The 22597-nt window shown below is 72.4% G+C and carries 20 protein-coding genes and 1 tRNA gene; 4 read left to right on the top strand and 17 right to left on the bottom strand.

The genetic code is table 11. The features are described 5' to 3' along the window. Positions 1 to 10 precede the first annotated feature (10 nt). A complete protein-coding gene (locus BX285_RS28930) occupies positions 11 to 229 on the bottom strand; it encodes an I78 family peptidase inhibitor (RefSeq protein WP_030056530.1) in 219 nt (72 codons plus the stop codon). A 77-nt stretch (positions 230 to 306) separates the two neighbouring features. Here BX285_RS28930 and BX285_RS28925 point away from each other — a divergent pair, with 77 nt between their 5' ends. Further along, on the top strand, positions 307 to 579 hold the full coding sequence (locus BX285_RS28925; protein WP_097235204.1) for a DUF6343 family protein: 273 nt from the start codon (positions 307 to 309) through the stop codon (positions 577 to 579). A gap of 63 nt (positions 580 to 642) precedes the next feature. Here BX285_RS28925 and BX285_RS28920 read toward each other — a convergent pair whose 3' ends face one another. From BX285_RS28920 to BX285_RS28845, 15 genes are all read right to left on the bottom strand, one after another. Beyond that, positions 643 to 2103, bottom strand: coding sequence for an aspartate aminotransferase family protein (locus tag BX285_RS28920; protein ID WP_121178708.1), 1461 nt, complete (start codon positions 2101 to 2103; stop codon positions 643 to 645). Then, positions 2093 to 4003: a 1-deoxy-D-xylulose-5-phosphate synthase gene (dxs, locus tag BX285_RS28915; protein WP_121178707.1), complete on the bottom strand. Its 1911-nt coding sequence runs from the start codon at positions 4001 to 4003 to the stop codon at positions 2093 to 2095. The genes BX285_RS28920 and dxs overlap by 11 nt, the downstream gene beginning before the upstream one ends. Before the next feature lie 128 nt (positions 4004 to 4131). After that, positions 4132 to 5160: an adenosyl-hopene transferase HpnH gene (hpnH, locus tag BX285_RS28910; protein ID WP_097235207.1), complete on the bottom strand. Its 1029-nt coding sequence runs from the start codon at positions 5158 to 5160 to the stop codon at positions 4132 to 4134. A gap of 2 nt (positions 5161 to 5162) precedes the next feature. Continuing rightward, entirely contained in the window at positions 5163 to 5843 is a 681-nt protein-coding gene (locus BX285_RS28905) for a 1-hydroxy-2-methyl-2-butenyl 4-diphosphate reductase (RefSeq protein ID WP_097235208.1), read from the bottom strand. Further along, positions 5840 to 7864: a squalene--hopene cyclase gene (gene shc / locus BX285_RS28900; RefSeq protein ID WP_121179066.1), complete on the bottom strand. Its 2025-nt coding sequence runs from the start codon at positions 7862 to 7864 to the stop codon at positions 5840 to 5842. Before shc ends, BX285_RS28905 begins: the two co-directional genes overlap by 4 nt. 64 nt (positions 7865 to 7928) lie before the next feature. Beyond that, on the bottom strand, positions 7929 to 9017 hold the full coding sequence (locus tag BX285_RS28895; RefSeq protein ID WP_097239832.1) for a polyprenyl synthetase family protein: 1089 nt from the start codon (positions 9015 to 9017) through the stop codon (positions 7929 to 7931). A 185-nt stretch (positions 9018 to 9202) separates the two neighbouring features. Further along, entirely contained in the window at positions 9203 to 10636 is a 1434-nt protein-coding gene (hpnE, locus tag BX285_RS28890) for a hydroxysqualene dehydroxylase HpnE (protein ID WP_121178706.1), read from the bottom strand. Positions 10637 to 10763: 127 nt separating this feature from the next. After that, entirely contained in the window at positions 10764 to 11621 is an 858-nt protein-coding gene (gene hpnD / locus BX285_RS28885) for a presqualene diphosphate synthase HpnD (protein ID WP_097235210.1), read from the bottom strand. 41 nt (positions 11622 to 11662) lie between these two features. After that, complete coding sequence (gene hpnC / locus BX285_RS28880; protein WP_121178705.1) at positions 11663 to 12610, bottom strand: squalene synthase HpnC; 948 nt, start codon at positions 12608 to 12610, stop codon at positions 11663 to 11665. A 294-nt stretch (positions 12611 to 12904) separates the two neighbouring features. Continuing rightward, on the bottom strand, positions 12905 to 13714 hold the full coding sequence (locus BX285_RS28870; protein ID WP_257032283.1) for an ABC transporter ATP-binding protein: 810 nt from the start codon (positions 13712 to 13714) through the stop codon (positions 12905 to 12907). Next, on the bottom strand, positions 13707 to 14648 hold the full coding sequence (locus BX285_RS28865) for an ABC transporter permease (protein ID WP_097235211.1): 942 nt from the start codon (positions 14646 to 14648) through the stop codon (positions 13707 to 13709). The genes BX285_RS28870 and BX285_RS28865 overlap by 8 nt, the downstream gene beginning before the upstream one ends. A gap of 141 nt (positions 14649 to 14789) precedes the next feature. Further along, a complete protein-coding gene (locus BX285_RS28860; protein WP_121178704.1) occupies positions 14790 to 15689 on the bottom strand; it encodes a glycosyltransferase family 2 protein in 900 nt (299 codons plus the stop codon). Further along, positions 15686 to 16423, bottom strand: coding sequence for a CDP-alcohol phosphatidyltransferase family protein (locus BX285_RS28855; protein ID WP_179853021.1), 738 nt, complete (start codon positions 16421 to 16423; stop codon positions 15686 to 15688). Before BX285_RS28855 ends, BX285_RS28860 begins: the two co-directional genes overlap by 4 nt. 91 nt (positions 16424 to 16514) lie before the next feature. Next, the gene (locus BX285_RS28850) at positions 16515 to 17576 is read right to left on the bottom strand and encodes an iron-containing alcohol dehydrogenase family protein (RefSeq protein ID WP_097235214.1); all 1062 of its coding nucleotides are present in this window, start codon (positions 17574 to 17576) and stop codon (positions 16515 to 16517) included. Further along, entirely contained in the window at positions 17564 to 18319 is a 756-nt protein-coding gene (locus tag BX285_RS28845) for a sugar phosphate nucleotidyltransferase (protein ID WP_097235215.1), read from the bottom strand. Before BX285_RS28845 ends, BX285_RS28850 begins: the two co-directional genes overlap by 13 nt. A 508-nt stretch (positions 18320 to 18827) precedes the next feature. Between BX285_RS28845 and idi the strand changes: the two genes are divergently transcribed. Then, positions 18828 to 19475, top strand: coding sequence for an isopentenyl-diphosphate Delta-isomerase (gene idi / locus BX285_RS28840; protein WP_097235216.1), 648 nt, complete (start codon positions 18828 to 18830; stop codon positions 19473 to 19475). Between the two features lie 20 nt (positions 19476 to 19495). On the opposite strand, the gene BX285_RS28835 is transcribed toward idi, so the two are convergent. Further along, positions 19496 to 20095: an ATP-binding protein gene (locus BX285_RS28835; RefSeq protein ID WP_121178702.1), complete on the bottom strand. Its 600-nt coding sequence runs from the start codon at positions 20093 to 20095 to the stop codon at positions 19496 to 19498. Between the two features lie 354 nt (positions 20096 to 20449). On the opposite strand from BX285_RS28835, the gene BX285_RS28830 reads away from it, so the two are divergent. Then, positions 20450 to 20534: transfer RNA gene (locus BX285_RS28830), tRNA-Leu, on the top strand. 312 nt (positions 20535 to 20846) lie between these two features. Next, entirely contained in the window at positions 20847 to 22520 is a 1674-nt protein-coding gene (locus tag BX285_RS28825; RefSeq protein WP_121178701.1) for an APC family permease, read from the top strand. Positions 22521 to 22597 lie beyond the last annotated feature (77 nt).

Below are 22597 nucleotides of genomic sequence, written 5' to 3'. Positions count from 1 at the left end.
GCGCGCCGCCTCACCCCTCCCAGCTGCGCTCGACCACACCGTCCCGCACCGCGAGGTTGAGCCGCCCCTGCCGGTACTCCATGGTCATCATCGCCCCCGGCTCCAGCACCCGGACCGAGGCCCAGCCGTGCCGCCGGGCCAACTCCCTGGCCCGTTCGATCCGCAGCCCCGCGTACCCCTCGGCGTCCGGCCCCGCCGCACCCGACCCCACCGCGTCCGACCCCGACATCGCGCCTCCCCCGGCTAGCCCCCTCGGACGTACGCTGGAATCGTAGCCCGACCCGCGTGGTCCGGAGGTGAACCGCGATGCGCACCACCACCCCGCGACGGTGGCGCAGCGGCACCGAGCCGGCCACCGCCCGCAGCGACCTCAAGCTCCGCTACCTGCTCTCGCTCATCTTCACGCCGCTGTTCGTGCTGGCGACGGTGGGCTTCGCGGTCTGGGCGGCCGTCTCCCCGGTCGACGGTGCACCCGGCCGGGGCACCCTCACCGGCTTCGCCGTCGCCTGCGGCCTGCTCTCGCTGGTCGCCGTCGTCGATCTCGTGGTGGTCATCCGGCGCCGCCGGACCGAGCTCTGACGCGGTGTCTCCCATGGAGTGGGAAGTCGGCCCGGCCGACTTCCCACTCCCCGCGCCCGGTCGTCAGCGGCTGCCGACCGCCTGCTTCACCAGCGTCCGCCCGAAGTCCCACATCAGGCCGCTGCCCCGGTGGGCCTCGTCCATGATGTCGGTGAAGGCGTCCATGAAGCGGTCCACGTCCCGCTCGGTGATGATCAGCGGCGGGATCAGCTTGATCACCTCCAGGTGGTCCCCGGACACCTGGGTCAGGATCCGGTGCCGCTGCAGCAGCGGCACCACGATCATCTGCGCGAACAGCCCCTTGCGCGCCGCCTGCAGGGCCGTCCACCCGGTGCGCAGCTTGAGCGACTTGGGCCGGCCGAACTCGATGCCGATCATCAGCCCGCGCCCGCGCACCTCGGCCAGCAGCTCGTACTTGTCGACCAGCGCGGTCAGCCGCTCGCGGAACTGGTCGCCGACCTTGCGGGCGTTCTCCACCACCTTCTCGTCCCGCATCACCTCCAGCGTCGCCAGCCCGGCCGCCATGGCCTGGGCATTCGACCCGAAGCTGGCCGAGTGCACCAGCACCCGGTCCATCGAGGAGTACACCTTCTCGAAGATCCAGCCCTTGCCGAGCGTCGCCCCGACCGGGACGTACCCGCCGGAGAGCGCCTTGGCCGCGCAGACCAGGTCGGGCAGCACGCCGTCCTCGTGCTGGTAGGCGAAGAACTCGCCGGTGCGGCCGATCCCGGTCTGCACCTCGTCGCAGATCAGCAGCGCCTTGTGCTCGTGCAGCAGCGCCTGGGCGGCCCGCAGCCAGCCCGGCGGCGGCGCCTGGACGCCCTTGCCCTGGATCGGTTCGACGATCAGCCCCGCGACGTCGCCGCGCTTGAGCTCCTTGGCCAGCGCGCCGAGATCGCCGAGCGGGATGGCGGTGTCCGGCAGCAGCGGCTCGAAGCCCTTGCGGAAGCCGTTCTCCCCGTTGACCGACAGCGAGCCGGTGGTCAGCCCGTGGAAGGCGTGGTCGGCGTAGAGGATCCGCCGGCGTCCGGTGGCGTAGCGGGCGAACTTCAGCGCGGTCTCCACCGCCTCCGTCCCGCTGTTGCCGAAGAAGACCCGGTCCAGCCCGGGCGCGTACGACAGCAGCCGCTCGGCCAGCAGGCCGGGCAGCGGCGAGCAGTCGAAGCGGACCAGGTCCGGCAGGTCGAGGTCCATCACCTGCTGGATCGCCGAGCGCACCACCGGGTGGTGGCGGCCGAGCGCGAAGATGCCGAAGCCGGCCAGCATGTCCAGGTACTCGTTGCCCTCGGCGTCGTAGAAGTACGGCCCCGCAGCACGCTCGTAGTACTTGTCGAAGCCGATGGTGTGGAGCATCCGGGACAGCTGCGGATTGAGGTAGCGGCTGTTCAACTCGTAGCGCTCGGCGCCGCGTTCGGCGATCAGGGCGGCGAGGTCGAAGGCGGGACGGTCGACGGCCCGGCGGTCGACAGCAGGAGAATCGACGGCGCGGCGGTCGACGGCGGGGCGGTCTGGTTCAGCCGGCATGGCGCGGGTTCGCTCCTCGGGTCGGTAGCAGGTTCTTGGCGAAGACGGCGGTCTGGGCGGCGACCCCGGTCCCGGTGAGCCCGGCCTCCTCCAGGATCTCCCCGCGCGATGCGTGCCCGAGGAACTCCTGCGGCAGTCCGAGCACCCGCAGCGGTACGTCCACGTCGGCGTCGCGCAGCGCCTGGGCGATCGCCGAACCGACGCCGCCGGTACGGCCGTTGTCCTCGACGGTGACCACCAGCCGGTGGGCGGCGGCCAGTTCGGGCAGCACCGGGTCGACGGGCTTGACCCAGCGCGGGTCGACCACGGTCGCGGTGAAGCCCTCGGCGAGCAGCAGCCGGGCGGCGTCCAGGCAGGCGGAGGCGGTGGTGCCGACGGCGACCAGCAGGATCTCGGCCGGCCGCCCGGTGCGCAGCAGCACGTCCACCCCGCCGATCCGTTCGACGGCCGGCACCGCGGGCCCGACGTTGCCCTTCGGGAAGCGCACCACGGTGGGCGCGTCCTTGACCTCGACGGCCTCGCGCAGCTGCGCCCGCAGCTGTTCGGCGTCGCGCGGCGCGGCGAGTCGCAGGCCGGGGACGACCTGCAGGATCGACATGTCCCACATGCCGTTGTGCGAGGCTCCGTCCGGTCCGGTCACCCCGGAGCGGTCGAGCACGAAGGTGACGCCCAGCCGGTGCAGGGCGACGTCCATCAGGACCTGGTCGAAGGCCCGGTTCAGGAAGGTCGCGTACACCGCGACCACCGGGTGCAGCCCGCCGGTGGCCAGCCCGGCCGCGCTGGTGACGGCGTGCTGCTCGGCGATCCCGACGTCGAAGGTGCGCGCCGGGTAGGCCTTGGCGAATCCGGCCAGACCGACCGGCTGGAGCATGGCGGCGGTGATCGCCACCAGGTCCGGCCGTTCGGCGCCCAGCGCGAGCAGTTCGTCGCCGAACACCGAGGTCCAGGAGACCCCGCTGCTGGGCGAGATCGGCAGGCAGGTGTACGGGTCGATCGGGTTGACGGCGTGGAAGCGGTCGGCCTCGTCCTGTTCGGCGGGCCGGTAGCCGCGCCCCTTGACGGTCAGGCAGTGCACGATGACCGGCCCGCCGAAGTTGCGGGCCTGGCGCAGTGCCTGTTCGACCGCGCCCACGTCGTGGCCGTCGATCGGCCCGAGGTACTTGAGCCCCAGGTCCTCGAACATGCCCTGGGGGGCGAAGGCGTCCTTGAACCCCTTCTTGGCGCCGTGCAGGGCGTCGAAGATCGGCTGCCCGACCAGCGGGGTGCGCTGCAGCGCCTCCTTGCCGAGGGCGAGGAAGCGCTCGTAGCCCTGGGTGGTGCGCAGCGTGGCCAGGTGGTTGGCGAGCCCGCCGATGGTCCTGGCGTAGGAGCGCTCGTTGTCGTTGACGACGATGACCAGCGGCCGGTCGCGGGCCTCGGCGATGTTGTTGAGCGCCTCCCAGGCGAGCCCGCCGGTCAGGGCGCCGTCGCCGATCACCGCGACGGTGTGCCGGTCGTGCTGTCCGAGCAGTTGGGCGGCCTTGGCCAGGCCGTCGGCGTAGGAGAGCGCGGTGGAGGCGTGCGAGTTCTCGACCAGGTCGTGCTCGGACTCGCCGCGCGATGGGTAGCCGGATAGTCCGCCGCGCATCCGCAGGCGGGTGAAGTCCTGGCGGCCGGTGAGGAGTTTGTGGACGTAGCTCTGGTGGCCGGTGTCGAAGACGATCCGGTCGTACGGCGAGTCGAAGACCCGGTGCAGGGCGATGGTGAGCTCCACCACGCCGAGGTTGGGCCCGAGGTGTCCGCCGGTGCGGGTGACGGCGTCGATCAGGAAGTCGCGGATCTCGTCGGCGAGCAGCGGGAGTTCGGCCGCCGGGAGCTTGCGCAGCTCGGCCGGCGACGTGACGCGGGAGAGCAGTGACATGGGTACACCTCACGACTCGAAGCGGTGCGGTGGTGCCTCCGCCCGGCGGAGGGCGGAGCCGGCCCGGGCACGCGGGGCCCGGGCCGGGTGCCGACCCGGGGTGCCGACCTGGGGGGTCGACTCCCGGCTCAGCGGGCCTTGTTGCCGCTGACGGTCTCGGTGATGGCGCGCAGCGACTGCTGCAGCGAGCCCATGGTGGCGAGGACGGCCGTCGGCTCGTAGCCGCAGTGGGCCATGCAGTTGGCGCAGCGCGGGTCCTTGCCGCGGCCGTACTTGCTCCAGTCGGTCTTCTCGACCAGCTCGCGGTAGGTCGGCACGTAGCCGTCGGCCATCAGGTAGCAGGGCCGCTGCCAACCGAACAGCGAGTAGTTGGGGATGCCCCAGGGGGTGCACTCGAAGTCGGCCTTGCCTTCCAGGAAGTCCAGGAAGAGCGGGCTGTGGTTGAGCCGCCAGCGCCTGCGGTTGCCGCCGGCGAAGGCCTTGCGGAAGAGCTCCCGGGTCTGCTCGACGCCGAGGAAGTGCTCCTGGTCGGGGGCCTTCTCGTAGGCGTAGGCGGGCGAGATCATCATCTCGTCCACCTTCAGTTCGTCGTTGAGGTAGTCCAGCACCTCGATGACGGTCTGCGGGGTGTCGGTGTTGAAGAAGGTGCTGTTGGTGGTGACCCGGAAGCCGCGTCGCTTGGCCTCCTTGATCGCGGCCACCGCCTCGTCGAAGGTGCCCTCCTTGGCCACCGACTGGTCGTGCCGCTCGCGCAGGCCGTCGATGTGCACGGCGAAGGTGAAGTACGGCGAGGGCGTGAACTTGTCCATCTTCTTGCGCAGCAGCAGCGCGTTGGTGCACAGGAAGACGTACTTGCGGCGCTCGACGAGCTGGCGGACGATCTCGTCGATCTGCGGGTGCATCAGCGGCTCGCCGCCGGCGATCGAGACCATCGGGGCACCCGACTCCAGGACCGCGCCGACCGCCTGGGCGACGGGCATCCGCTGCTTCAGGACGCCCGCCGGGTGCTGGATCTTGCCGCAGCCCTCGCAGGCGAGGTTGCAGGCGAACAGCGGTTCCAGCTCCACGATCAGCGGGAACTTCTCCCGTCGCTTGAGCAGCTTCTGCTGCATGAGGTAGGTGCCGACCCGCACGGTCTGGCGCAACGGCATGGCCATGGCTAGCTCGCCTCCTGTGGGAGCGTCGCGGATGTGGGGTGGTTCGGGTCTGCGGAGCCGGGCGTGCGCTCCTGCCGGTACCAGTCGACCAGGGCGGGTACCGTCGCCCGGAGGTTGCGCCAGGCCCGTACTCCGGCCGGGAGGGTGCCGGGCCGCAGCAGCTCGTGTTCGGGGGTGTCGACCACCACCCGCAGGACGGCGGCGGGCAGTGCCGGCCGCACCTCCCGCAGTGCGGCCAGGACGGCGGCGGCCTCCATGTCCACGGCCAGCGCGCCCTGCAGGTGCAGCGCACGCCGCTCGATGCCGCGCACCACGTGGTCGGCGGTGTGGTGCACCCCCGTGTGCACGACCAGGCCGCGTTCCTTCAGTGCCCGGGTCAGTTCCGGCCCGGAGTCGAGCGGGTAGAGGTGGCCCTCGGCGTCGCGCACGCCGTCGGCGGCGACGACGTCGCCGGGCTGCACGCCCGGGCCGACCGCCGCGCCGAACCCGGCCACCACCACCGCGCCGTAGCAGCCGGGGGCGGAGCCGAGCAGCCGTCGCACGGCCGACCCGGCGCGCCGCCGGCCGACCCCGGTGCGCAGCAGCACCGGGGGTCCGCCGACCGCGCCGCGCCAGTCACCGCCGCGCAGGGCCCAGACCTCGGGGCCCAGTGCGCAGAGCACCAGCAGGGGGGCGGTGGTCACCGCGCCGCCCCGATCGCCGGGGTGCCGCTCGGCTTGGCAGCCCCCGGGCTTCCGTTGAGGTAGCGGCCGAGCGCGGTGACCGGGAAGACCAGCCGGTACAGGTGGTAGTTGATGGAGAAGTCCCACGGGAAGCCGGTGCCGGTGAACTGCGGTTCGTCCCAGGTGCCCTCGGGCAGCTGGGTGCGCACCAGCCAGTCCACGCCGCGCTCCACCGCGAGGTTGGCCCGGCCGTCCGGTCCCTCGCCGGCCGCGAGCAGCGCCATCAGCGCCCATGCGGTCTGCGAGGCGGTGGAGTCGCCGCGCCCGGCCCAGCGCGCCGGGTCCTCGTAGGAGCGCATGTCCTCGCCCCAGCCGCCGTCGGCGTTCTGCCGGTCCTCCAGCCAGCGCACCGCCCGGCGGATCGCCGGGTGCTCGTCCGGGACGCCGGCCGCGACCAGGGCGGGCAGCACCGAGCCGGTGCCGTAGATGTAGTTGGTGCCCCAGCGCCCGAACCAGGAGCCGTCCGCCTCCTGGTTGCGCAGCAGCCACTCGATGCCGCGCCGGGTCCGCGGGTCGCGGGCGCGGCCGGTCTCGGCGAGCATCTCCACCACGTGGGCGGTGACGTCGGCGGACGGCGGGTCGACGACCTCGCCGAAGTCGCAGAACGGCAGCTTGTTGGGCAGCGTGCTGGTGTTGTCGACGTCGAAGGCGGCCCAGGCGCCGTTCTTGGACTGCATGCCGAGGTTCCAGACCACGCCCCGGTCCACCGCCGCGTCGACCCTGGCCGGGTCGGGGTGGGTGACCCGGCACAGTGCGAGCACCACCTCGGCGGTGTCGTCGATGTCGGGGTAGGTGTCGTTCTCGAACTCGAAGGCCCAACCGCCGGGGGCGAGCCCGGGCCGCTTGACGGCCCAGTCGCCGCGCTTGCGGATCTCCTCGCCGAGCATCCAGTCGACGGCGGAGACCAGCGCCGGGTGGTCGGCCGGCAGCCCGGCGTCGACCAGGGCGATGGTGGCCAGGCAGGTGTCCCAGACCGGGGACTGGCAGGCCTCCAGCCAGCGCTTGCCGTCCTCGGTGTGCACGGTGAAGCGGTCGAAGGAGGAGAGCCCGGCCTGCATCACCGGGTGTTCCAGCTCGTAGCCCTCCAGGTGGAGGGCGATCAGCGAGTAGACGGCGGGCGGCTGGATGCCGCCCCAGCAGCCGTCGGCCTCCTGCCGTTCGACGATCCAGCGGCAGGCCTGGGAGACGGCCAGCCGGCGCAGCGGGCGGAAGGCCCGGCGGTGGTAGGCGTGCAGCGCCTTGTCCAGGCGTTCGAACAGGCCGTCCCAGGAGGTGGCGGGGGCGAGCGGCCTTTCGGGGAAGGGGTTGTCGGGGTCGGTGTGCAGCTCGGTGAGCGGGAAGGGCGCCGGACGGACGGGCCGGTGGGCCGAGACGACGGTCAGCGGGACGATCGTCTGGCGGGCCCAGCAGCCGAAGGCGTAGATGTTCAGCGGCAGCCACTTGGGCAGGAAGATGATCTCGGGCGGCATCTCGGGCAGCCGCTCCCAGGGCCACCAGCCGAACAGTGCGAGCCAGATCCGGGTGAACACCCGGGCGGCCGCGATGCCCCCGGCGGAGCGGACGTACCGCGCGGCGGCCAGCATGTGCGGGGCGTTCGGGTCGTCGCCGGCCAGCCTGAGCGCGACGTACGCCTCGACGGTGGTGGACAGTTCGGCCGGCCCGCCGTGGAAGGTGCCCCAGGTGCCGTCCTCACGTTGCTGGGAGCGGATCCAGTCGGCGGTGGCGCGCGTCTGTTCCTCGGTCCGGATGCCGAGGAACTGGCGGAGCAGTAAATCCTCGGCGTCCATGGTGACGTTGGTTTCCAGGTCGCCCTTCCACCAGCCCTCGGAGGACTGCAGCGAGAGCAGGTGGGTGGTGGCGCGGGCCAGGGCCTCCCGCGCGTCGGCCGGCCGGAGGTCCGCCTCACCGGCCGGCCGGAGCTGGTCGGTGTCCTCGGGCTGCCGCCGCCCCGCGCCCAGCAGGGTCGGGGGGCGGTCGCCCACCGCGACCGGCTCGGGATCGTACTCAGGGTCGAGCCGGCCGTCCGCGGTTGCTGTCAACGTAACGTCACCTCTCTCGTACCACCACGAATTCGGCGAGTGCGACGAAGTGCTCGCGCACCTCGTCGGACATGGGCACCTCGTCCAGGGCGGCGAGGGCAGTCGTGTGCTGGCGGCGGGCCTCCTCCTGGGTCCAGGCCCGGCCGCCGGCCTCCTCGATCAGCGCGGCCCGGGCGGCGAGCTCGGGCTCGCCCTCCTCCCCGCGTCCCTTCGGGTCGGCCAGCTGCTCGGCGAGCCGGCGCGAGGCCGGGCCGCCCTCCGCCAGGGCGGCGGCGACAGGCAGGGACTTCTTGCGCTGGCGCAGGTCACCCCAGTGCGGCTTGCCGGTGACCTCGGTGGCACCCCAGATGCCGAGCAGGTCGTCCACCGCCTGGAAGGCCAGTCCCAGGTGGTGGCCGTAGCGCTGGAGGGAGTCGGAGACCTTGTCGTCGGCTCCGGCCAGGACGGCACCGATCGCCGAGGCGGCGGCCAGCAGGGCCGCCGTCTTTCCGCCCTCCATCTCCAGGCACTCCGCGACGGTGACGCTGTCGCGCTGTTCGAAGGCGACGTCCATGGCCTGCCCGTCGATCAGCCGGCGGGTCGCCGTGGTGAGCAGCCGCACGGCCCGCGCGGCGTCGGTGGGGCTCGCGCCGCCGTTCACCGCGGCGTCGAGCAACACCTCCGTGCCGAGCGTCGCCAGGGCGTCGCCGACCAGGATCGCCTGGGCCGGTCCGAAGACCGTCCAGGCGGTGGCCCGGTGCCGACGGGTCTCGTCACCGTCCATCAGATCATCATGGAGCAGGGAGAAGTTGTGCACCAGTTCAACAGCCACCCCGCCGGGGACGCCCACCTCGGCCGGCGCGCCGGTGGCCTGGGCGGACAGCAGCGCCAGCGCCGGGCGCACGGCCTTGCCGCCGTCACCCGCGACGGGCGTGCCGTCCCGGTCGATCCAGCCGAAGTGGTAGGCCGCGACGGTGTCCATCGGTGCCGCCAAACGGGCGACCGCGGCCCGTAGGGGCGGGGTGCAGAGCGTACGGCTGCGGGCGAGCAGCTCCGGCACCGAGACCGGTTCGGCGTGCGCCGTGCCTCCGACGGCGAAGCCGGTGCGTGACTCCACGTGCGTTCCCTCTCCCTCGTGGTGCCGGACCGCCCGGGGCGACCGGGTGCTGTCGGTGCGGCTGGTGTCTCTTCGCGTGCTGCCGGTGCCGACGGTGTCGGGGCGGCCGAACCGGTCGATTCCGCCGATGCGCTCGACGGTACGCCCGACGGCTCTGGCGGGCTCTCCGGCGGCGGGGCCCGCCGTCACCTGGGCCACCTCCCGTCGCCGCGGTCCACCGGCACCCGGGTGCCGGCCGCGGCGAGGGCGGCGTCGGCGGCGGCGTGGCCGCTGCGCACGGCGCCCTCCATGGTCGCGGGCCAGCCGGTGGCCGTCCACGAACCGGCCAGCAGCAGGCCTGGCACGTCGGTGCGGGCCGACGGGCGCAGCGTCCCGCTGCCGGGGGCCGGGTCGAAGGTCGCGGTGCGCTCCCGGGTGACGAAGAAGTCCAGCACCTCGGCACCCGCCGCGGCCGGCAGCAGCCGGGCCAGCTCGGGCAGGTAGCGGCGGCGCAGTTCGGCGACCGGCAGGTCGATCTCGTCCTGCACCGCGGACTGCGAGAGCGCCAGGTACTGGGCGCCCGGGTGGGCCCGGCCGAGCGCGGTGGCGGCCAGACCGGAGTGCGCGGTGCGGTCGAAGACCCACTGGACCGGGGAGCCGAGCGCGGCGAAGAACGGGCGGCGCACCAGCTTGCGGTCGTAGATCACGTGCACGTTGAGGATCGGCGCGGTGCCGAAGCGGGCCAGCCGGTCCTGCCCCGGGATGGCGTTCGGCGGCAGCAGGGCGGCCGCGCTGTCCTGGGCGCCGGCCAGGACGACGGTGTCGGCGGTGAGCAGTTCCCCGCCTTCCAGGAGGACGGCGTGCTGCGGGGCGGCCGGCTTGAGCTCGGCGACCCGGGCGCGCAGCAGCACCTTCACGCCCAGGCGCTCCAGTTCGGCGATCGCCCGGTCGTGGTGGATCGCGCCGAGCGGGGCGGCGGCGATGCCGATGTCGGCGGCGCCGGGGTCGGAGAGCAGGCCGGTCTGGAACACCTTCGCGGCGAGCGCCATCGACACCTGGTCGGCCCGGGCGTTCAGGGTGGCGACGCCGACCAGGTCCCACAGGGCCGCCTGGGTGGCGGCGTTCTGCCCGTTGCGGCGCAGCCACTCGCCGAAGGAGATCCGGTCCAGCGCCGGGTCGGCGAGGTCCAGGCCCTTGAGGGCGAGTGCGCCGCGGACCACCCGGGCGCGGTCGGCCGGGGACAGGTGCGGGTAGCGGGCGAGGCTGGCCGCCAGGTGGAGCGGGACGGGCAGGCCGCTGCGCCGGAGCCGTCCGAGGGTGCGCACCGGGGCGTCCTCGGGGCCGGTGACGGAGAGCACCGGGACGTCGAGACGGTCCTGCAGGTGGGCCAGCCGGGTGGCGCCGAGCCGTTCCAGCAGGCCGCGGTAGGCGGTGCAGCAGCGCAGGTAGACGTGCTGGCCGTTGTCGACGGTCAGCTCGCCGCGCCGGAAGGAGAAGGCCAGGCCGCCGAGCCGGGGGCGCCCCTCGGCGAGGGTGACCCGGTGGCCCGCCTCGGCCAGGCGGAGCGCGGCGGTGATGCCGGCCAGGCCGCCGCCGACCACGAGGGCGGCCGGGCGCGCGGCATCGGCTCGCCCGGTCATCGGTCCTCCCCCTCGCAGTCGCCGGACCGCCGGGAGGCGGTCGTTGAAGCCGGTACCCGTTCCGTCAACACGGAACTGCCCGCACGTGATTCCCCGCTGACACAGCGTGACAGAAGTGTGGCGAGAATCAAGAACGCCCCCCGGCGAGCCCGGAAAGCGCCACGTACGCCTTCTCCCAGCCCGGCAGCGAGACGCGGCCGCGCAGCACCGACTCGGGGTCGGCGGCGATGCGACCGAGCAGCCGGTGGTAGATCCCGGCCATGGCGGCGGTGCAGGCGCGGCTGCGGCGGTCGAGCATCGGCAGCAGCCGCAGGCCCTCCTCGAAGGCGGACTGGGCGCGGGCGGCCTCGAAGGCGACCAGGCCGGTGAAGTCCGCGCCGACCGGCGGCTTGGACAGGGCGAAGCCCTGCTCGCAGCCGAACCGGACCAGGTCCTCGGTGGGCAGGTAGGTGCGGCCGTTCAGGGCGTCCTCGCGCAGGTCGCGCAGGATGTTGGTGAGCTGGAGCGCCAGGCCCAGGGTGTCCGCGTAGCGTGCCCCGCGTTCGGGGTCGTCGCAGCCGTAGACGCCCAGCGAGAGCCGGCCGATCGCGCCGGCCACGCAGCGGCAGTAGACCTTCAGCTCCTCGTACGTCTGGTACTCGGCGCCCTTGAGGTCCATCTCGACGCCGTCGATCAGCTCGTCGAAGCCGCCGAGCGGGATCGGGAAGCGCCGGGCCGTGTCGGCCAGGGCGACCTTGATCGGGTCGGTGTCGTCCTCGGCGACCACCCCGGAGCGGACCTCGTCCACCAGTTCCCGGGTGCGCAGCAGCGCCTCGGCCTTGCGGTCGGCCGGGAGGTCGCCGTCGCCGATGTCGTCCACCCGGCGGGCCAGGGCGTACAGGGCCGACATGGCCAGTCGCTTGGGTTCTGGCAGCAGCCGGATGCCGTAGCTGAAGTTGCGCGCCTGCAGCCCGGTGACTGCCTCGCAGTACCGGTACGCCGCCATGACCTGGGCGGACGCCAGTGGTGATGCCGCCACTCGGGCGTTCACCTTCCCTTCGCGAAGATGGCCGCCGCCTTCGCTGCGAGGCGGCGCTTGTCCGGCTTCGCCTGCCGGGCGAGCACGTCGTACCCGGCGTCCTCGATGGCCGCCAGGGCCGCGTAGCCGCCTGCGGTGAATCCCGCCAGGAGCAGTCGAAGCCTCCCCCGAACCGTACCTACCAATGGTGCGCCGCGATCGAGCAGGGTGCGGGCCCGTTCCACCTCGAAGGCGATCAGTTCGCGCACCGCGCCGTCGGCGGAGGGGGCGGCGAGGTCGGCCTCGGTCACGCCGAAGCGCTGCAGGTCCTCGGTGGGGAGGTAGATCCGGCCGCGGTGCAGGTCCTCGGCGACGTCCTGCAGGTGTTCGACAACCTGGAGGGCGGTGCAGACGGCGTCGGAGAGCTCGGTCCGCTCGGGCGTGGAGACGCCCGCGATGGCCAGGACGAGGCGGCCGACCGGGTCGGCGGAGAGCGTGCAGTAGCCGACCAGGTCGTCGTAGGTGGCGTAGCGGGCGGTGGTCTGGTCCACCCGGTTGGCCTCGATCAGACGGCGGAACGGCTCGGGGGTCAGGCCGTGCCGGTCGACCAGCGGGACCAGGGCGCGCAGCAGGGGGTGGCGGGGGCGGTCGGCGCCGGAGGGGTGCAGCGCGGTCTCGAACGCCCGGTCGAGGTCGTGCTCAAGCCCGTCGAGCAGGGCGAGCCGGAAGGCGACCTCCGGCGGAGCCGGCGGGCCGGGCTGGGCCGAAGGGGTGGCGGGGGGCCGTTCCTCGATCCCGAGCAGGGCGGCGGTGGCGGCCGGGTCGGCCAGGTCGCCGTCGCCGGCGTCGTCGACGAGGCGGGCGAAGCCGTAGACCGCCATCAGGTCGTCGCGCCAGGCCGCGGGCAGGAAGAACGGGGCGACCGGGAAGTTCTCCGCACCCGCCTTCTCCAGGGTCTGACCTGCGGACCGGTTCACCGGCGTATCACTGGGCTGGGCCGAAGCCGACACTGCTGTCACTCCCCCGTTCTACACCGCTGGGTACGACCGGTCCGACTCGGACACGCGTCCGAGCGCGGGCGTCACGTCCGCCACACCGCCCTCGCGCCTGACAGCCTGACACCGCGGGGCGCGCTGGAGAAGACCGCCCCGCCCGTCGGGGCGGGGCGCTCACCCCCGCGGCGGCGGGCCACCCGGGGGACCGGGCGGGGCATGCCGAAGGCCGGTCCCGGGGTGCGGGACCGGCCTCGGTGGTGCCGGGGTACTGCGGTGTTACGGGCGCTCGCCGCGCTCGTAACGGCCGACGACCTCCTCGGTCGGGCCGTCCATGACCAGCTCGCCGGCCTCGATCCAGATGGTCCGCTCGCAGACCTCGCGGATCGAGTTGTTGTCGTGGCTGACCAGGAAGACCGTGCCGGCGGAGCCGCGCAGCTCGTCGATGCGGCGCTTGCTGCGCTGCTGGAAGGCCTGGTCGCCGGTGGCCAGGGCCTCGTCGATCAGCAGCACGTCGTGGGTCTTCGCGGCGGCGATCGAGAAGCGCAGGCGGGCGCCCATGCCGGAGGAGTAGGTGCGCATCGGCAGGGAGATGAAGTCGCCCTTGTCGTTGATGCCGGAGAACTCGACGATCTCCTGGTAGCGCGCCTTCACCTGGGCCGGGGTCATGCCCATCGCCAGGCAGCCCAGGACGACGTTGCGCTCGCCGGTGAGCTCGTTCATCAGGGCCGCGTTGACGCCCAGCAGCGAGGGCTGGCCGTTGGTGTAGATGCCGCCCTTCTCGGTCGGCAGCAGGCCCGCGATGGCGGCCAGCATGGTCGACTTGCCGGAGCCGTTGGAGCCGATCAGGCCGATCGCCTCGCCCTTGTAGGCGGTGAAGCTGATGCCCTTGACCGCGTGCACCTCGCGCACGCCGGCGCCGCGCTTGCGGCTGAGGATGCGGCTCAGCGCCGAGGTGGCGCTGCCCTTGCCGGAGCCGGCGCCGTGCACCCGGTAGACGATGTGCACGTCGTCGACGACGACGGTGGGTTCGCGGGCCACGTCCGTGTCCCGGACGGTCTCGCGCTTGCTCAGGTCGGTGTCAGCCACGGCCGTACTCCTCCTCGGCCTTCCAGAAGAAGACGTATCCGATGACGAACAACCCGACCGCCCAGCCGATGCCGAACAGCCACTGGTGCGGCGGCAGGGTCTGGTACACGGGCTGGTGCTTGTTGTAGATGACCGGCGCGAAGGCGTGCCGCAGCAGGTCCATGTAGACCGAGGCCGGGTTCAGGTCGGTCAGCACCTGGATGTAGTGCGGCCACTTGTGGACGCGGTCCTGGATGCTGAACATCACGCCGGACAGGAACATCCAGGCCCGCATCACGAACGGGATCAGCTGGGAGATGTCGCTGGTCTTGGCGCCGATCCGGGCCATGATCAGGGAGATGCCGGTGTTGAACATGGTCTGCAGGAGCAGTGCCGGGACGATCAGCAGCCAGGTCTTGCCCGGGGCGATGCCGCTGGCCAGGACGGTGACGACCAGCACGACCATCGAGATCAGCAGCTGCTGGAGCTGGATCACGGTGAAGGCGATCGGCAGGCTGGCGCGGGGGAAGTGCAGTGCGCGGATCAGGCCGAGGTTGTCGGAGATCGCCCGGGTGCCGGACTGCACCGCGTTCTGGGTGAACTGGAAGACGAAGACGCCGATGCAGAGCCAGGCGATGTAGGTGCCCGGCGGGAAGCCCTGCTTGCTCTCCAGGATCACGCCGAAGACCAGGTAGAACACGGCGCAGTTGAGCAGCGGGGTCACGACCTGCCAGAGCTGGCCGAGCTTGGCGTCGGTGTACTGGGCCACCAGGCGGGCGGTGGCGAAGGCCCAGATGAAGTGGCGCCGGGCCCAGAGCTGCTTGGTGTACGCGAACAGGCCCGGCCGGGCGCCGCTCACCGACAGGCCGTACTTGTCCGCAAGCTGCTTGGGGGTCAGGCCTGCGTCCACCCCCCTGGGGGTCGAGAGGCTGACGGGTTCACTCACTGTCGACACATTCGTCCTTCACGCGGGATCGGTCGGAGCAGCCGGTCGACGGAGGGTCCGTCGGCCGTGCGCCGATGGGGATCCACTGGGATCTCGGGGGAGCCGGCCGGTGTGTGGTCACCGGCCGAGGAGATCGATCATTCGATCAGATCAGATGATCGGTGGTCGGCCCAGCCTGGTCAGTTGCCAAACGGTACGCCATCGCATGGGCCGCCGCGGACCGCAGGGTTCGCGCCAGCCCGCCCGGAACCCGCCCCACCAGGCCTTCAGCGCCTCGGGGGAGGGGCGTCGGGCCAGGGTCAGCAGGAACCAGGTTCCCAGATAGAGAGGCACCAACGGGGCCGGAAGGTTCCGCCTCGCGAGCCAGACCCGGTTGCGGGCCACGTTGTGGAAGTAGGTGGCGTGCCGGGCGGGCGAGGTCGTGGGGTGGTGCAGGACCACGTCCGCGCGGTAGTCGATGGCCCAGCCGGCGTCCAGCGCGCGCCACGCGAGGTCGGTCTCCTCGTGCGCGTAGAAGAACTCGGCGGGCAGCTGGCCGGCCTGCTCGAACACCGTGCAGCGCACGGCGCTCGCGCCGCCCAGGAAGGTCGTCACCCGGGACGAGCGCAGCGGGTCGCTGGCGCGCAGCCGGGGGACGTGCCGGCGCTGGGTGACACCGGTGTCCGGGTCGGCGATCCGGAAGGAGACGATGCCCAGCTCCGGGTCGGCGGTGAAGGCCTCCCGCAGCAGCCGGGCCGAGTCGGTGCGCGGCAGGCTCCCGTCGTCGTCCAGGAAGAGGACGGCGTCGACGTCCTTCCCGTCCCGGCCGAACAGCTCGATGCCGACGTTGCGCCCGCCGGGGATGCCCAGGTTCTCCGGCAGCTCCACGCTGCGCACGCCCTCGGGCAGCGGGGGCAGCTCGGCCCCCTGGCCGACCACGGCCAGCTCGACCGCCGGGCCCTCCTGGGCGCGGACGGACTCGATCAGGGCGTTGAGCTCGGCGGGCCGGTTGCCCATGGTGATGATCACGGCGCCGAGGCGGAAGCTCTCCGCGGTCGCTCCGCCGGTCATCGCAGCCTGCTGGAGAGGACGATGCTCAGCAGGTGCAGCACGGTCTGCAGCATGGCGATCGCCGCCAGGACGACCACCGCGAGCCGGGTGAAGAGGAGCCCGCCGTGCACCGCGTCGGCGATCCCGGCCGCGAGGATGAACAGCGAGGCCTCGACCGCGCCGACCAGGCGGTGGAACTTCAGCAGCGAGGCCGCCCGGCGGGCCTTGGCGACGGCGGTCGAGCGCGGCACCGAGGCGCTGTCCTCGACGGCCGTCAGGCCGCTGCGGGCCCGGGCCACGTCCACCAGGTCCGTCTCGGACTTGATCAGGATCGCGCCGAGCGCGGCCAGCGTGCCGAGGAAGGCCCACTCCCAGTGCGAGCCGCCGCCCTCGCGGTGGAGCAGGTCGGTGGCGCGCAGGCCCAGGCCGGTCAGCAGGGCCGCCTCGGACATGTAGTGGCCCACCCGGTCCAGGTAGACGCCGGTGAGCGAGGTCTGCCGGCGCCAGCGGGCCACCTCGCCGTCCACGCAGTCCAGCAGCAGGTAGACCTGGATCAGCAGGGCGCCCAGCACCGCGCCCGTGATGCCCGGCACGACCAGCGCGGCACCGGCCAGGATGCCGGTGAACATCATCAGGTAGGTCAGGCCGTTGGGCGTGATCGCCGTCATGGTGGAGAGCACGCGGGTGATCCGCAGCGAGATCTTCCGCATGTACAGGCGCCCGGCCCAGTGCTCGGCGCTGCGGCGCTGGAGCATGCCCTCCGGGTGGATCACCGCGCGCAGCTCCTCGATCGAGGGCCGGCGGGTCAGGTCCACCGGGGGACGTTCGGTGCCCTTGGTGGAGCGGTCAGCTGTTGACGGCTTGGACATAGTCGGCGTACGCGTCCCTGATTGCGGAAGGGGAGAGGTCGAGGTGTTCGAGGATGGTGAAGCGCCCCGGGCGGGTGTTCGGAGCGTAGTGCACCGCTTCGGTGAACTCCGCCTCGGTGAAGCCGATCTGAGCCGCGGTCACCGGCAGCCCGTGGCTCGCCAGGCGCTCCACGATCAGACCGGTCAGCTCGCGCTCGCCCCGCAGGAAGCTGGCGAACGCGGCACCGAGGCCGACCTGTTCGCCGTGCTGGGCGGACCGCTTGGGATACAGCACGTCCAGGGCATGCGAGATCTCGTGGCAGGCGCCCGACGAAGGCCGGGTGCTGCCCGCGATGTTCATCGCGATGCCGGACAGTACCAGGGCCTCCGCGAGGGCCGTCAGGAGGTCCTGATCCTGAGTGTTTCCTGGGTGCCGCAGCAGGTTCTCGCCCGCCGAGCGGGCCATCGCGACGGCCAGTCCGTCCACCGGCTCGCCGGTGACCGCGTGCGACAACTCCCAGTCCGCGCAGGCCGAGATGTTGGAGACGACGTCGCCGATGCCGGCCGCCACGAAGCGCTGCGGGGCCTGCCGGATCACGTCCAGGTCGACGATGATGCCGATCGGGCTGGGCACCCCGTAGGAGCCCCGGCCGGCGTCGTTGTCGAGGGTCGAGACCGGCGAGCAGATGCCGTCGTGGGCCAGGTTGGTGGCGACCGCGACCAGCGGCAGGCCGACCCGGGCGGCGGCGTACTTGGCGGCGTCGATGATCTTGCCGCCGCCGAGACCGACGATCGCGTCGTAGTGCCCGCCGCGCATCGACTCGGCCAGCCGCACCGCGCTGTCCAGGGTGCCGTCGTCCACGTTGTACCAGTCGGCGCCGGGCAGGGCGGGCTCCAGGCGCCGGCGCATGGCCGCGCCGGAGCCGTTGCTGATCGCCACCGCGATCCGGCCCGAGGCCGACAGCCGCTGGTCCGCGAGGATCCCGCCGAGCGCGTCCAGCGCGCCCGAGCGGATCTCCACGAACAGCGGCGACGGGACCAGTCGGGTCAGTACCGGCACGCGATCTCCCGCGCCTTCGCCAGGTCCTCGTGGTTGTCGACCTCGACCCAGGAGACCTCGCCGATCGGCTGCACGTCGATCCGCAGGCCGCGGTCGACCATCTCCTGGTAGCCGTCCTCGTAGTACAGCTGCGGGTCGCGCTCGTAGGTGGCGCGCAGCGCGTCGGCCAGGTCGTCGGCGGCGGCCGGGTTGATGACGGTCACGCCGATGTACTCGCCGCTCGCCTCGGCCGGGTCCATCAGCTTGGTGATGCGGCGCATGCCGGCGGCCGGGTCGACGACGACCTTCATCTCCTCGTCGGCGAGCTTCTTCACCGTGTCGAGGGCGAGCAGGATGCCGGGGGCCCGGCCGGCCTCGGTGAGGCGCTCGTTGCCCTCCAGCACGGTGCGCTGGACGGAGGCCGGGTGCACGGTGTCGCCGTTGGCCAGCAGCAGGCCCTCGGAGAACAGCTCGCGGGCGCACCACAGCGAGTAGGCGTTGTTCCACTCCTCGGCCTTGTCGTTCTCGACCAGGTGGAGCTTGACGCCGTACTTGGCCTCCAGGGCGTCCTTGCGGTCGTACACCGCCTCCTTGCGGTAGCCGACGACGATCGCGGCCTCACGCAGTCCGACCTCGGCGAAGTTGCCCAGGGTGAGGTCCAGGACGGTCCGCTCCCCGTCGACCGGCACCAGCGCCTTGGGCAGCGTGTCGGTGTACGGGCGCAGCCGGCGGCCGGCGCCGGCTGCCAGAACGAGGCCGATCATGCGGGGTCTCCTGATCCGTCGGGCTGTGCGTGCGAACCGTGCCGAGGGGCGCCGCTGCTCCGCCGGGCCGGTGTGCGACCGGACCGGGCAGCGGCGCGCCGGTACCTGCACAGGTCCGGGCACCGTGTCGTATGTGATGGTAGGCGACTCGGACGATCGGCCCGAACGCGCCCGGAGACGGGAAGGTGACGGCCCGGTGACCCTCCGGCTGCGCGCCGAGCCGCACCCGATCGCACCGGGGCGGTCGAACAGCCCCCGAACGTCCGTCGAACGGTTCTGCGACAGTGATGACTCTTACGGGGGCTTCCCGGACCCACTTCTGTACGGATTCCGACTCCTCCGGGCCATGATCCGCCCGGTTGTGCGTGGGACCCCGGACGAGTGCCACCCATACGGCAGACTGGAGCCCGACGCCGGCGCCGGTGCCCCCGCTGCGTCCGCCGCGCTCCGTCCGGAGCGCCGGACACGCCCGATGCTCCCGTTGCTCCCGCTCCCCGAAAGAGGCCCCATGCCCCAGAGTCTGCCGACCGACCCGACGCACTTCGCCGCCGAGATCGACACCGGTCTCGACGTGGAGACCGACGTGACGGTCGACCCACGGGCCGCCTCGGCTCCCGGCACCGAGATCCTGCTGGAGCTGGTCGACGACGAGGGCGTGACGATCGGCACCGCCGAGAAGCTCTGGGCCCACCAGCAGCCGGGCCGGCTGCACCGCGCCTTCTCGGTGTTCCTCTTCGACCGCCAGGGCCGGCTGCTGCTCCAGCGCCGCGCCCTCGGCAAGTACCACTCCCCCGGCGTCTGGTCGAACACCTGCTGCGGCCACCCCTACCCCGACGAACCGCCCTTCGTCGCCGCCGCCCGGCGCACCGCCGAGGAGCTGGGCGTCGCCCCGGCGCTGCTCTGCGAGGCCGGCACCGTCCGCTACGACCTGCCGGACGAGGCCTCCGGGCTGATCGAGCGGGAGTGGAACCACCTCTTCGTGGGACTGGTCACCGCGCCGGTCGAGCCGAACCCGGACGAGGTGGACGACTTCGCCTTCGTGACCGCGGAGGAGCTGCGGGAGCTGCGGGCCGAGCGGCCGTTCTCGGTCTGGTTCGAGACCGTCTTCGAGGCGGCGCTGCCGGGGATCCGGGAGATCGCCGGGCGGGACTGGTAGTCGGACCGTCGAAGAGCCGGTCAGCGGTCGGGCTCCGGGGGGACGGGCAGCGAGGCCCAGATGACCTTGCCGCCCTCCCCCGTCCGCTCGACGTCGCACACCCCGCCGGCCTGCAGGGTGACGCTCTTCACCAGCAGCAGCCCGCGCCCGCCGGTGCGTCCGGTGTCGTTCTCCAGCGCCTTCGGCCGGTACGGATCGCCGTCCTCGACCGACACCCGCACCCAGCCGCCGCGCACCGACAGCTCGGTGACCACCTCGGGCGACAGCTCGGCGGCGTGCGTCACCGCGTTGCTGACCAGCTCCGAGACGATCAGCAGCAGGTCGTCCACCAGTTCCTGGTAACGCACCCCGGCCATGCCCTGGGCCAGCAGGCGGTCGCGCACCGCGTGCCGGGTGCGCGGCACCGAGGCCTCCGCGGCGGGCACCGGGAAGCGCCACACGCCCTCGGCGGGTCCGCCGCCGGGTCCGCCCGGTCCGCCGGGCGCAGCGGCGTCGCCCCGCCCGTCCCCCGGCCCCTCGCCCGGCCCGCCGCGTCTCGGTTCGGCCTCCGCCGTTCCGCTGATCTGCTCCACGTCCAGCCGCCCTTCGTCCGCGACCCGGGAATCAGGCGATCCGCTCATGGCGCCCTCGGTCCACAGAGGCTAGGAGAGGCGTCCCGGCGGCCGTGGCACCGTCGACAAGTTGCCCGTGTCGGACCACTTCCGACCGGAACCGATCGCGGGCGGGGGCGAAGTCGACCGGTTCCTTCGCGGACGCCACCGGTTCGGGCGGGGTTCGATCGTGTTCGCCAGCCGTACCAACCTGTACGGGGCCGCTTCGAGCCGGTGGGGGACCGGCTCGGACCCGCGGGAGGAGCGCCCGGGCCGGTGGGGGGACGGGCCCGAGGAAACGCAGGTGAGAAGCACTCCAGAACCCTGGTAATGTTCTCTCTGTCGCCGAGGGGGCGAGAGAAAAACCCCCGGAGCACACACCCCGTCCGGGTGGCGGAATGGCAGACGCGCTAGCTTGAGGTGCTAGTGCCCTTTATCGGGCGTGGGGGTTCAAGTCCCCCCTCGGACACAGCCGAATTCCCCGTGGGATCCGAAAGGAACCCACGGGGAATTTCCTTTTTCCCGGCTCACTCGCAGCCCGCCACCCCCGGGCCGCCATCCCCGTCCGCCACCCCCGTGGCGGTGTGACGCCGGTCTCCACACGGAACCCGTCGGTCCGGAAACCGGACACGAGATGGCAACGATCGTACGGTTTGAGCTTCCCCTGAGGTATTCGCCCGTTTTCCGACCATAGGCTGCTGTGCGTTTGTCCGGAATGCGGACTCAAAACCGCAAAAACACCGACACCACCCAATGAACCCCGAGCGAGAGGACCGATACGTTGAGTGAGCCCGAATCCTCGACGGCATCACACCAGAACTACCGCCGATCGCTCGGCACCATCAGCCTGACGGCCGTCGGGCTGGGGTCGATCATCGGATCCGGGTGGCTGTTCGGTGCCGAGCGGGCCGCCAAGCTCGCCGGACCGGCCTCGATCCTCGCCTGGGTGATCGGTGCCGCGGTGGCGCTGACCATTGCCCTCACCTACAGCGAGCTGGGCTCGATGTTCCCCAAGGCCGGCGGCATGGTCCGCTACGGCCAGTACTCGCACGGCTCGCTGGCCGGCTACCTCGCCGCCTGGGCCAACTGGATCGCCATCGTCTCGGTCATCCCGGGTGAGGCCACCGCCTCCGTCCAGTACATGAGCTCCTGGCACTTCGGCTGGGCCAAGGGGCTCTACGACGGCCAGGAACTGACCCTCAGCGGGGTGGCGCTCGCCAGCGTGCTGCTGGTCGGCTACTTCGTCCTGAACTGGTTCGCGATCACGCTGTTCGCCAAGACCAACACGGCGATCACCGTCTTCAAGGTCGTCGTGCCGACGCTGACCGCCGGCGCGCTGCTCCTCGCGCACTTCGACTCCGCGCACTTCACCGACCACGGCGGCTTCGCGCCGAACGGCTGGAGCGCGGTGTTCACCGCCGTCGCGGTCTCCGGCATCGTCTGGGCCTTCAACGGCTTCCAGTCGCCGCTCAACCTCGCCGGCGAGGCCAAGAACCCCGGCAAGTCGCTGCCGAAGGCCGTCATCGGCTCGATCCTGATCGCCCTGGTGATCTACGTCGCGCTGCAGATCGCCTTCCTCGGCGCCATCCCGACCGCCGACCTCTCGCAGGGCTGGAGCAGCCTCGCCTACACCTCGCCGCTGGCCGACCTGGCCATCGCCTGGGGCCTCAACTGGCTCGCGATCCTGCTCTACGCGGACGCCTTCATCTCGCCGTCCGGCACCGGCATGATCTACGCCGCCACCACCTCGCGCATGATCCACGGCGTGCAGGAGAACGGCCACCTGCCGAAGGTCTTCGGCAAGGTCGACGCCAAGACCGGCATCCCGCGCCCGGCGCTGGTGCTCAACCTGGTCGTCGCCTTCCTGTTCCTCGCGGTCTTCCGCGGCTGGGGCTCGCTGGCCGAGATCGTCTCGGTGGCCACGGTGATCTCGTACATCACCGGCCCGGTCGCCGTGATGGCGCTGCGCCGACTCGCCCCTGACCTGCCGCGGCCGGTCCGGCTGCGCGCCATGCCGGTGATCGCCCCGGTCGCGATGGTCTTCGGCTCGCTCGTCCTGTACTGGGCCCGCTGGCCGCTCACCGGCAAGGTCATCCTGCTGATGGCCGCCGGTCTGCCGATCTGGGCCTGGTACGAGCTGCGCAAGCCGTTCGCCCAGCTCAAGCCGCACCTGATGGCGGGCGCCTGGATGGTCGCCTACCTGTTCGTGATGGCCGGCGTCTCCTGGGCCGGCAGCAGCGACTTCGGCGGCCACGGGTACCTGCCTGAGGGCTGGGACCTGCTGATCGTGGCCGCGATCGGGCTCGCGTTCTACTACTGGGGCGTCGCGAGCGCCTGGGCCAACCCCTCGCTGGCCGCCGTCCGGCAGGAGCTGGCGGACGCGGAGGCGGCGGAGGCCGCGGACGCTGCGGCCGAGGGCGCGCAGGGCTCCATGGGCGAGCCTTCGCGGGTCTGAGTCGTCCGCAGTACGGATGCGGAAGGGCCGGTCGGTGTTCCGACCGGCCCTTCCGCGTACCCGGGGGGGGGCTTGCG

This window comes from Streptomyces sp. 1114.5, from assembly GCF_003635085.1.
Taxonomy (GTDB): Bacteria; Actinomycetota; Actinomycetes; order Streptomycetales; family Streptomycetaceae; genus Kitasatospora.
Note: the sequence above shows the minus strand (reverse complement) of the source record. Positions and strands in the feature narration are given on the sequence as shown.

Excerpts from the sequence above, each read along its gene's own strand:
- BX285_RS28930 (WP_030056530.1), bottom strand. The coding sequence starts at position 229 with ATGTCGGGGTCGGACGCGGTGGGGTCGGGTGCGGCGGGGCCGGACGCC.
- BX285_RS28925 (WP_097235204.1), top strand. The coding sequence starts at position 307 with ATGCGCACCACCACCCCGCGACGGTGGCGCAGCGGCACCGAGCCGGCC.
- BX285_RS28920 (WP_121178708.1), bottom strand. The coding sequence starts at position 2,103 with ATGCCGGCTGAACCAGACCGCCCCGCCGTCGACCGCCGCGCCGTCGAT.
- dxs (WP_121178707.1), bottom strand. The coding sequence starts at position 4,003 with ATGTCACTGCTCTCCCGCGTCACGTCGCCGGCCGAGCTGCGCAAGCTC.
- hpnH (WP_097235207.1), bottom strand. The coding sequence starts at position 5,160 with ATGGCCATGCCGTTGCGCCAGACCGTGCGGGTCGGCACCTACCTCATG.
- hpnE (WP_121178706.1), bottom strand. The coding sequence starts at position 10,636 with ATGACCGGGCGAGCCGATGCCGCGCGCCCGGCCGCCCTCGTGGTCGGC.
- hpnD (WP_097235210.1), bottom strand. The coding sequence starts at position 11,621 with ATGGCGGCGTACCGGTACTGCGAGGCAGTCACCGGGCTGCAGGCGCGC.
- BX285_RS28860 (WP_121178704.1), bottom strand. The coding sequence starts at position 15,689 with ATGACCGGCGGAGCGACCGCGGAGAGCTTCCGCCTCGGCGCCGTGATC.
- BX285_RS28855 (WP_179853021.1), bottom strand. The coding sequence starts at position 16,423 with ATGCTCCAGCGCCGCAGCGCCGAGCACTGGGCCGGGCGCCTGTACATG.
- BX285_RS28845 (WP_097235215.1), bottom strand. The coding sequence starts at position 18,319 with ATGATCGGCCTCGTTCTGGCAGCCGGCGCCGGCCGCCGGCTGCGCCCG.
- idi (WP_097235216.1), top strand. The coding sequence starts at position 18,828 with ATGCCCCAGAGTCTGCCGACCGACCCGACGCACTTCGCCGCCGAGATC.
- BX285_RS28835 (WP_121178702.1), bottom strand. The coding sequence starts at position 20,095 with ATGAGCGGATCGCCTGATTCCCGGGTCGCGGACGAAGGGCGGCTGGAC.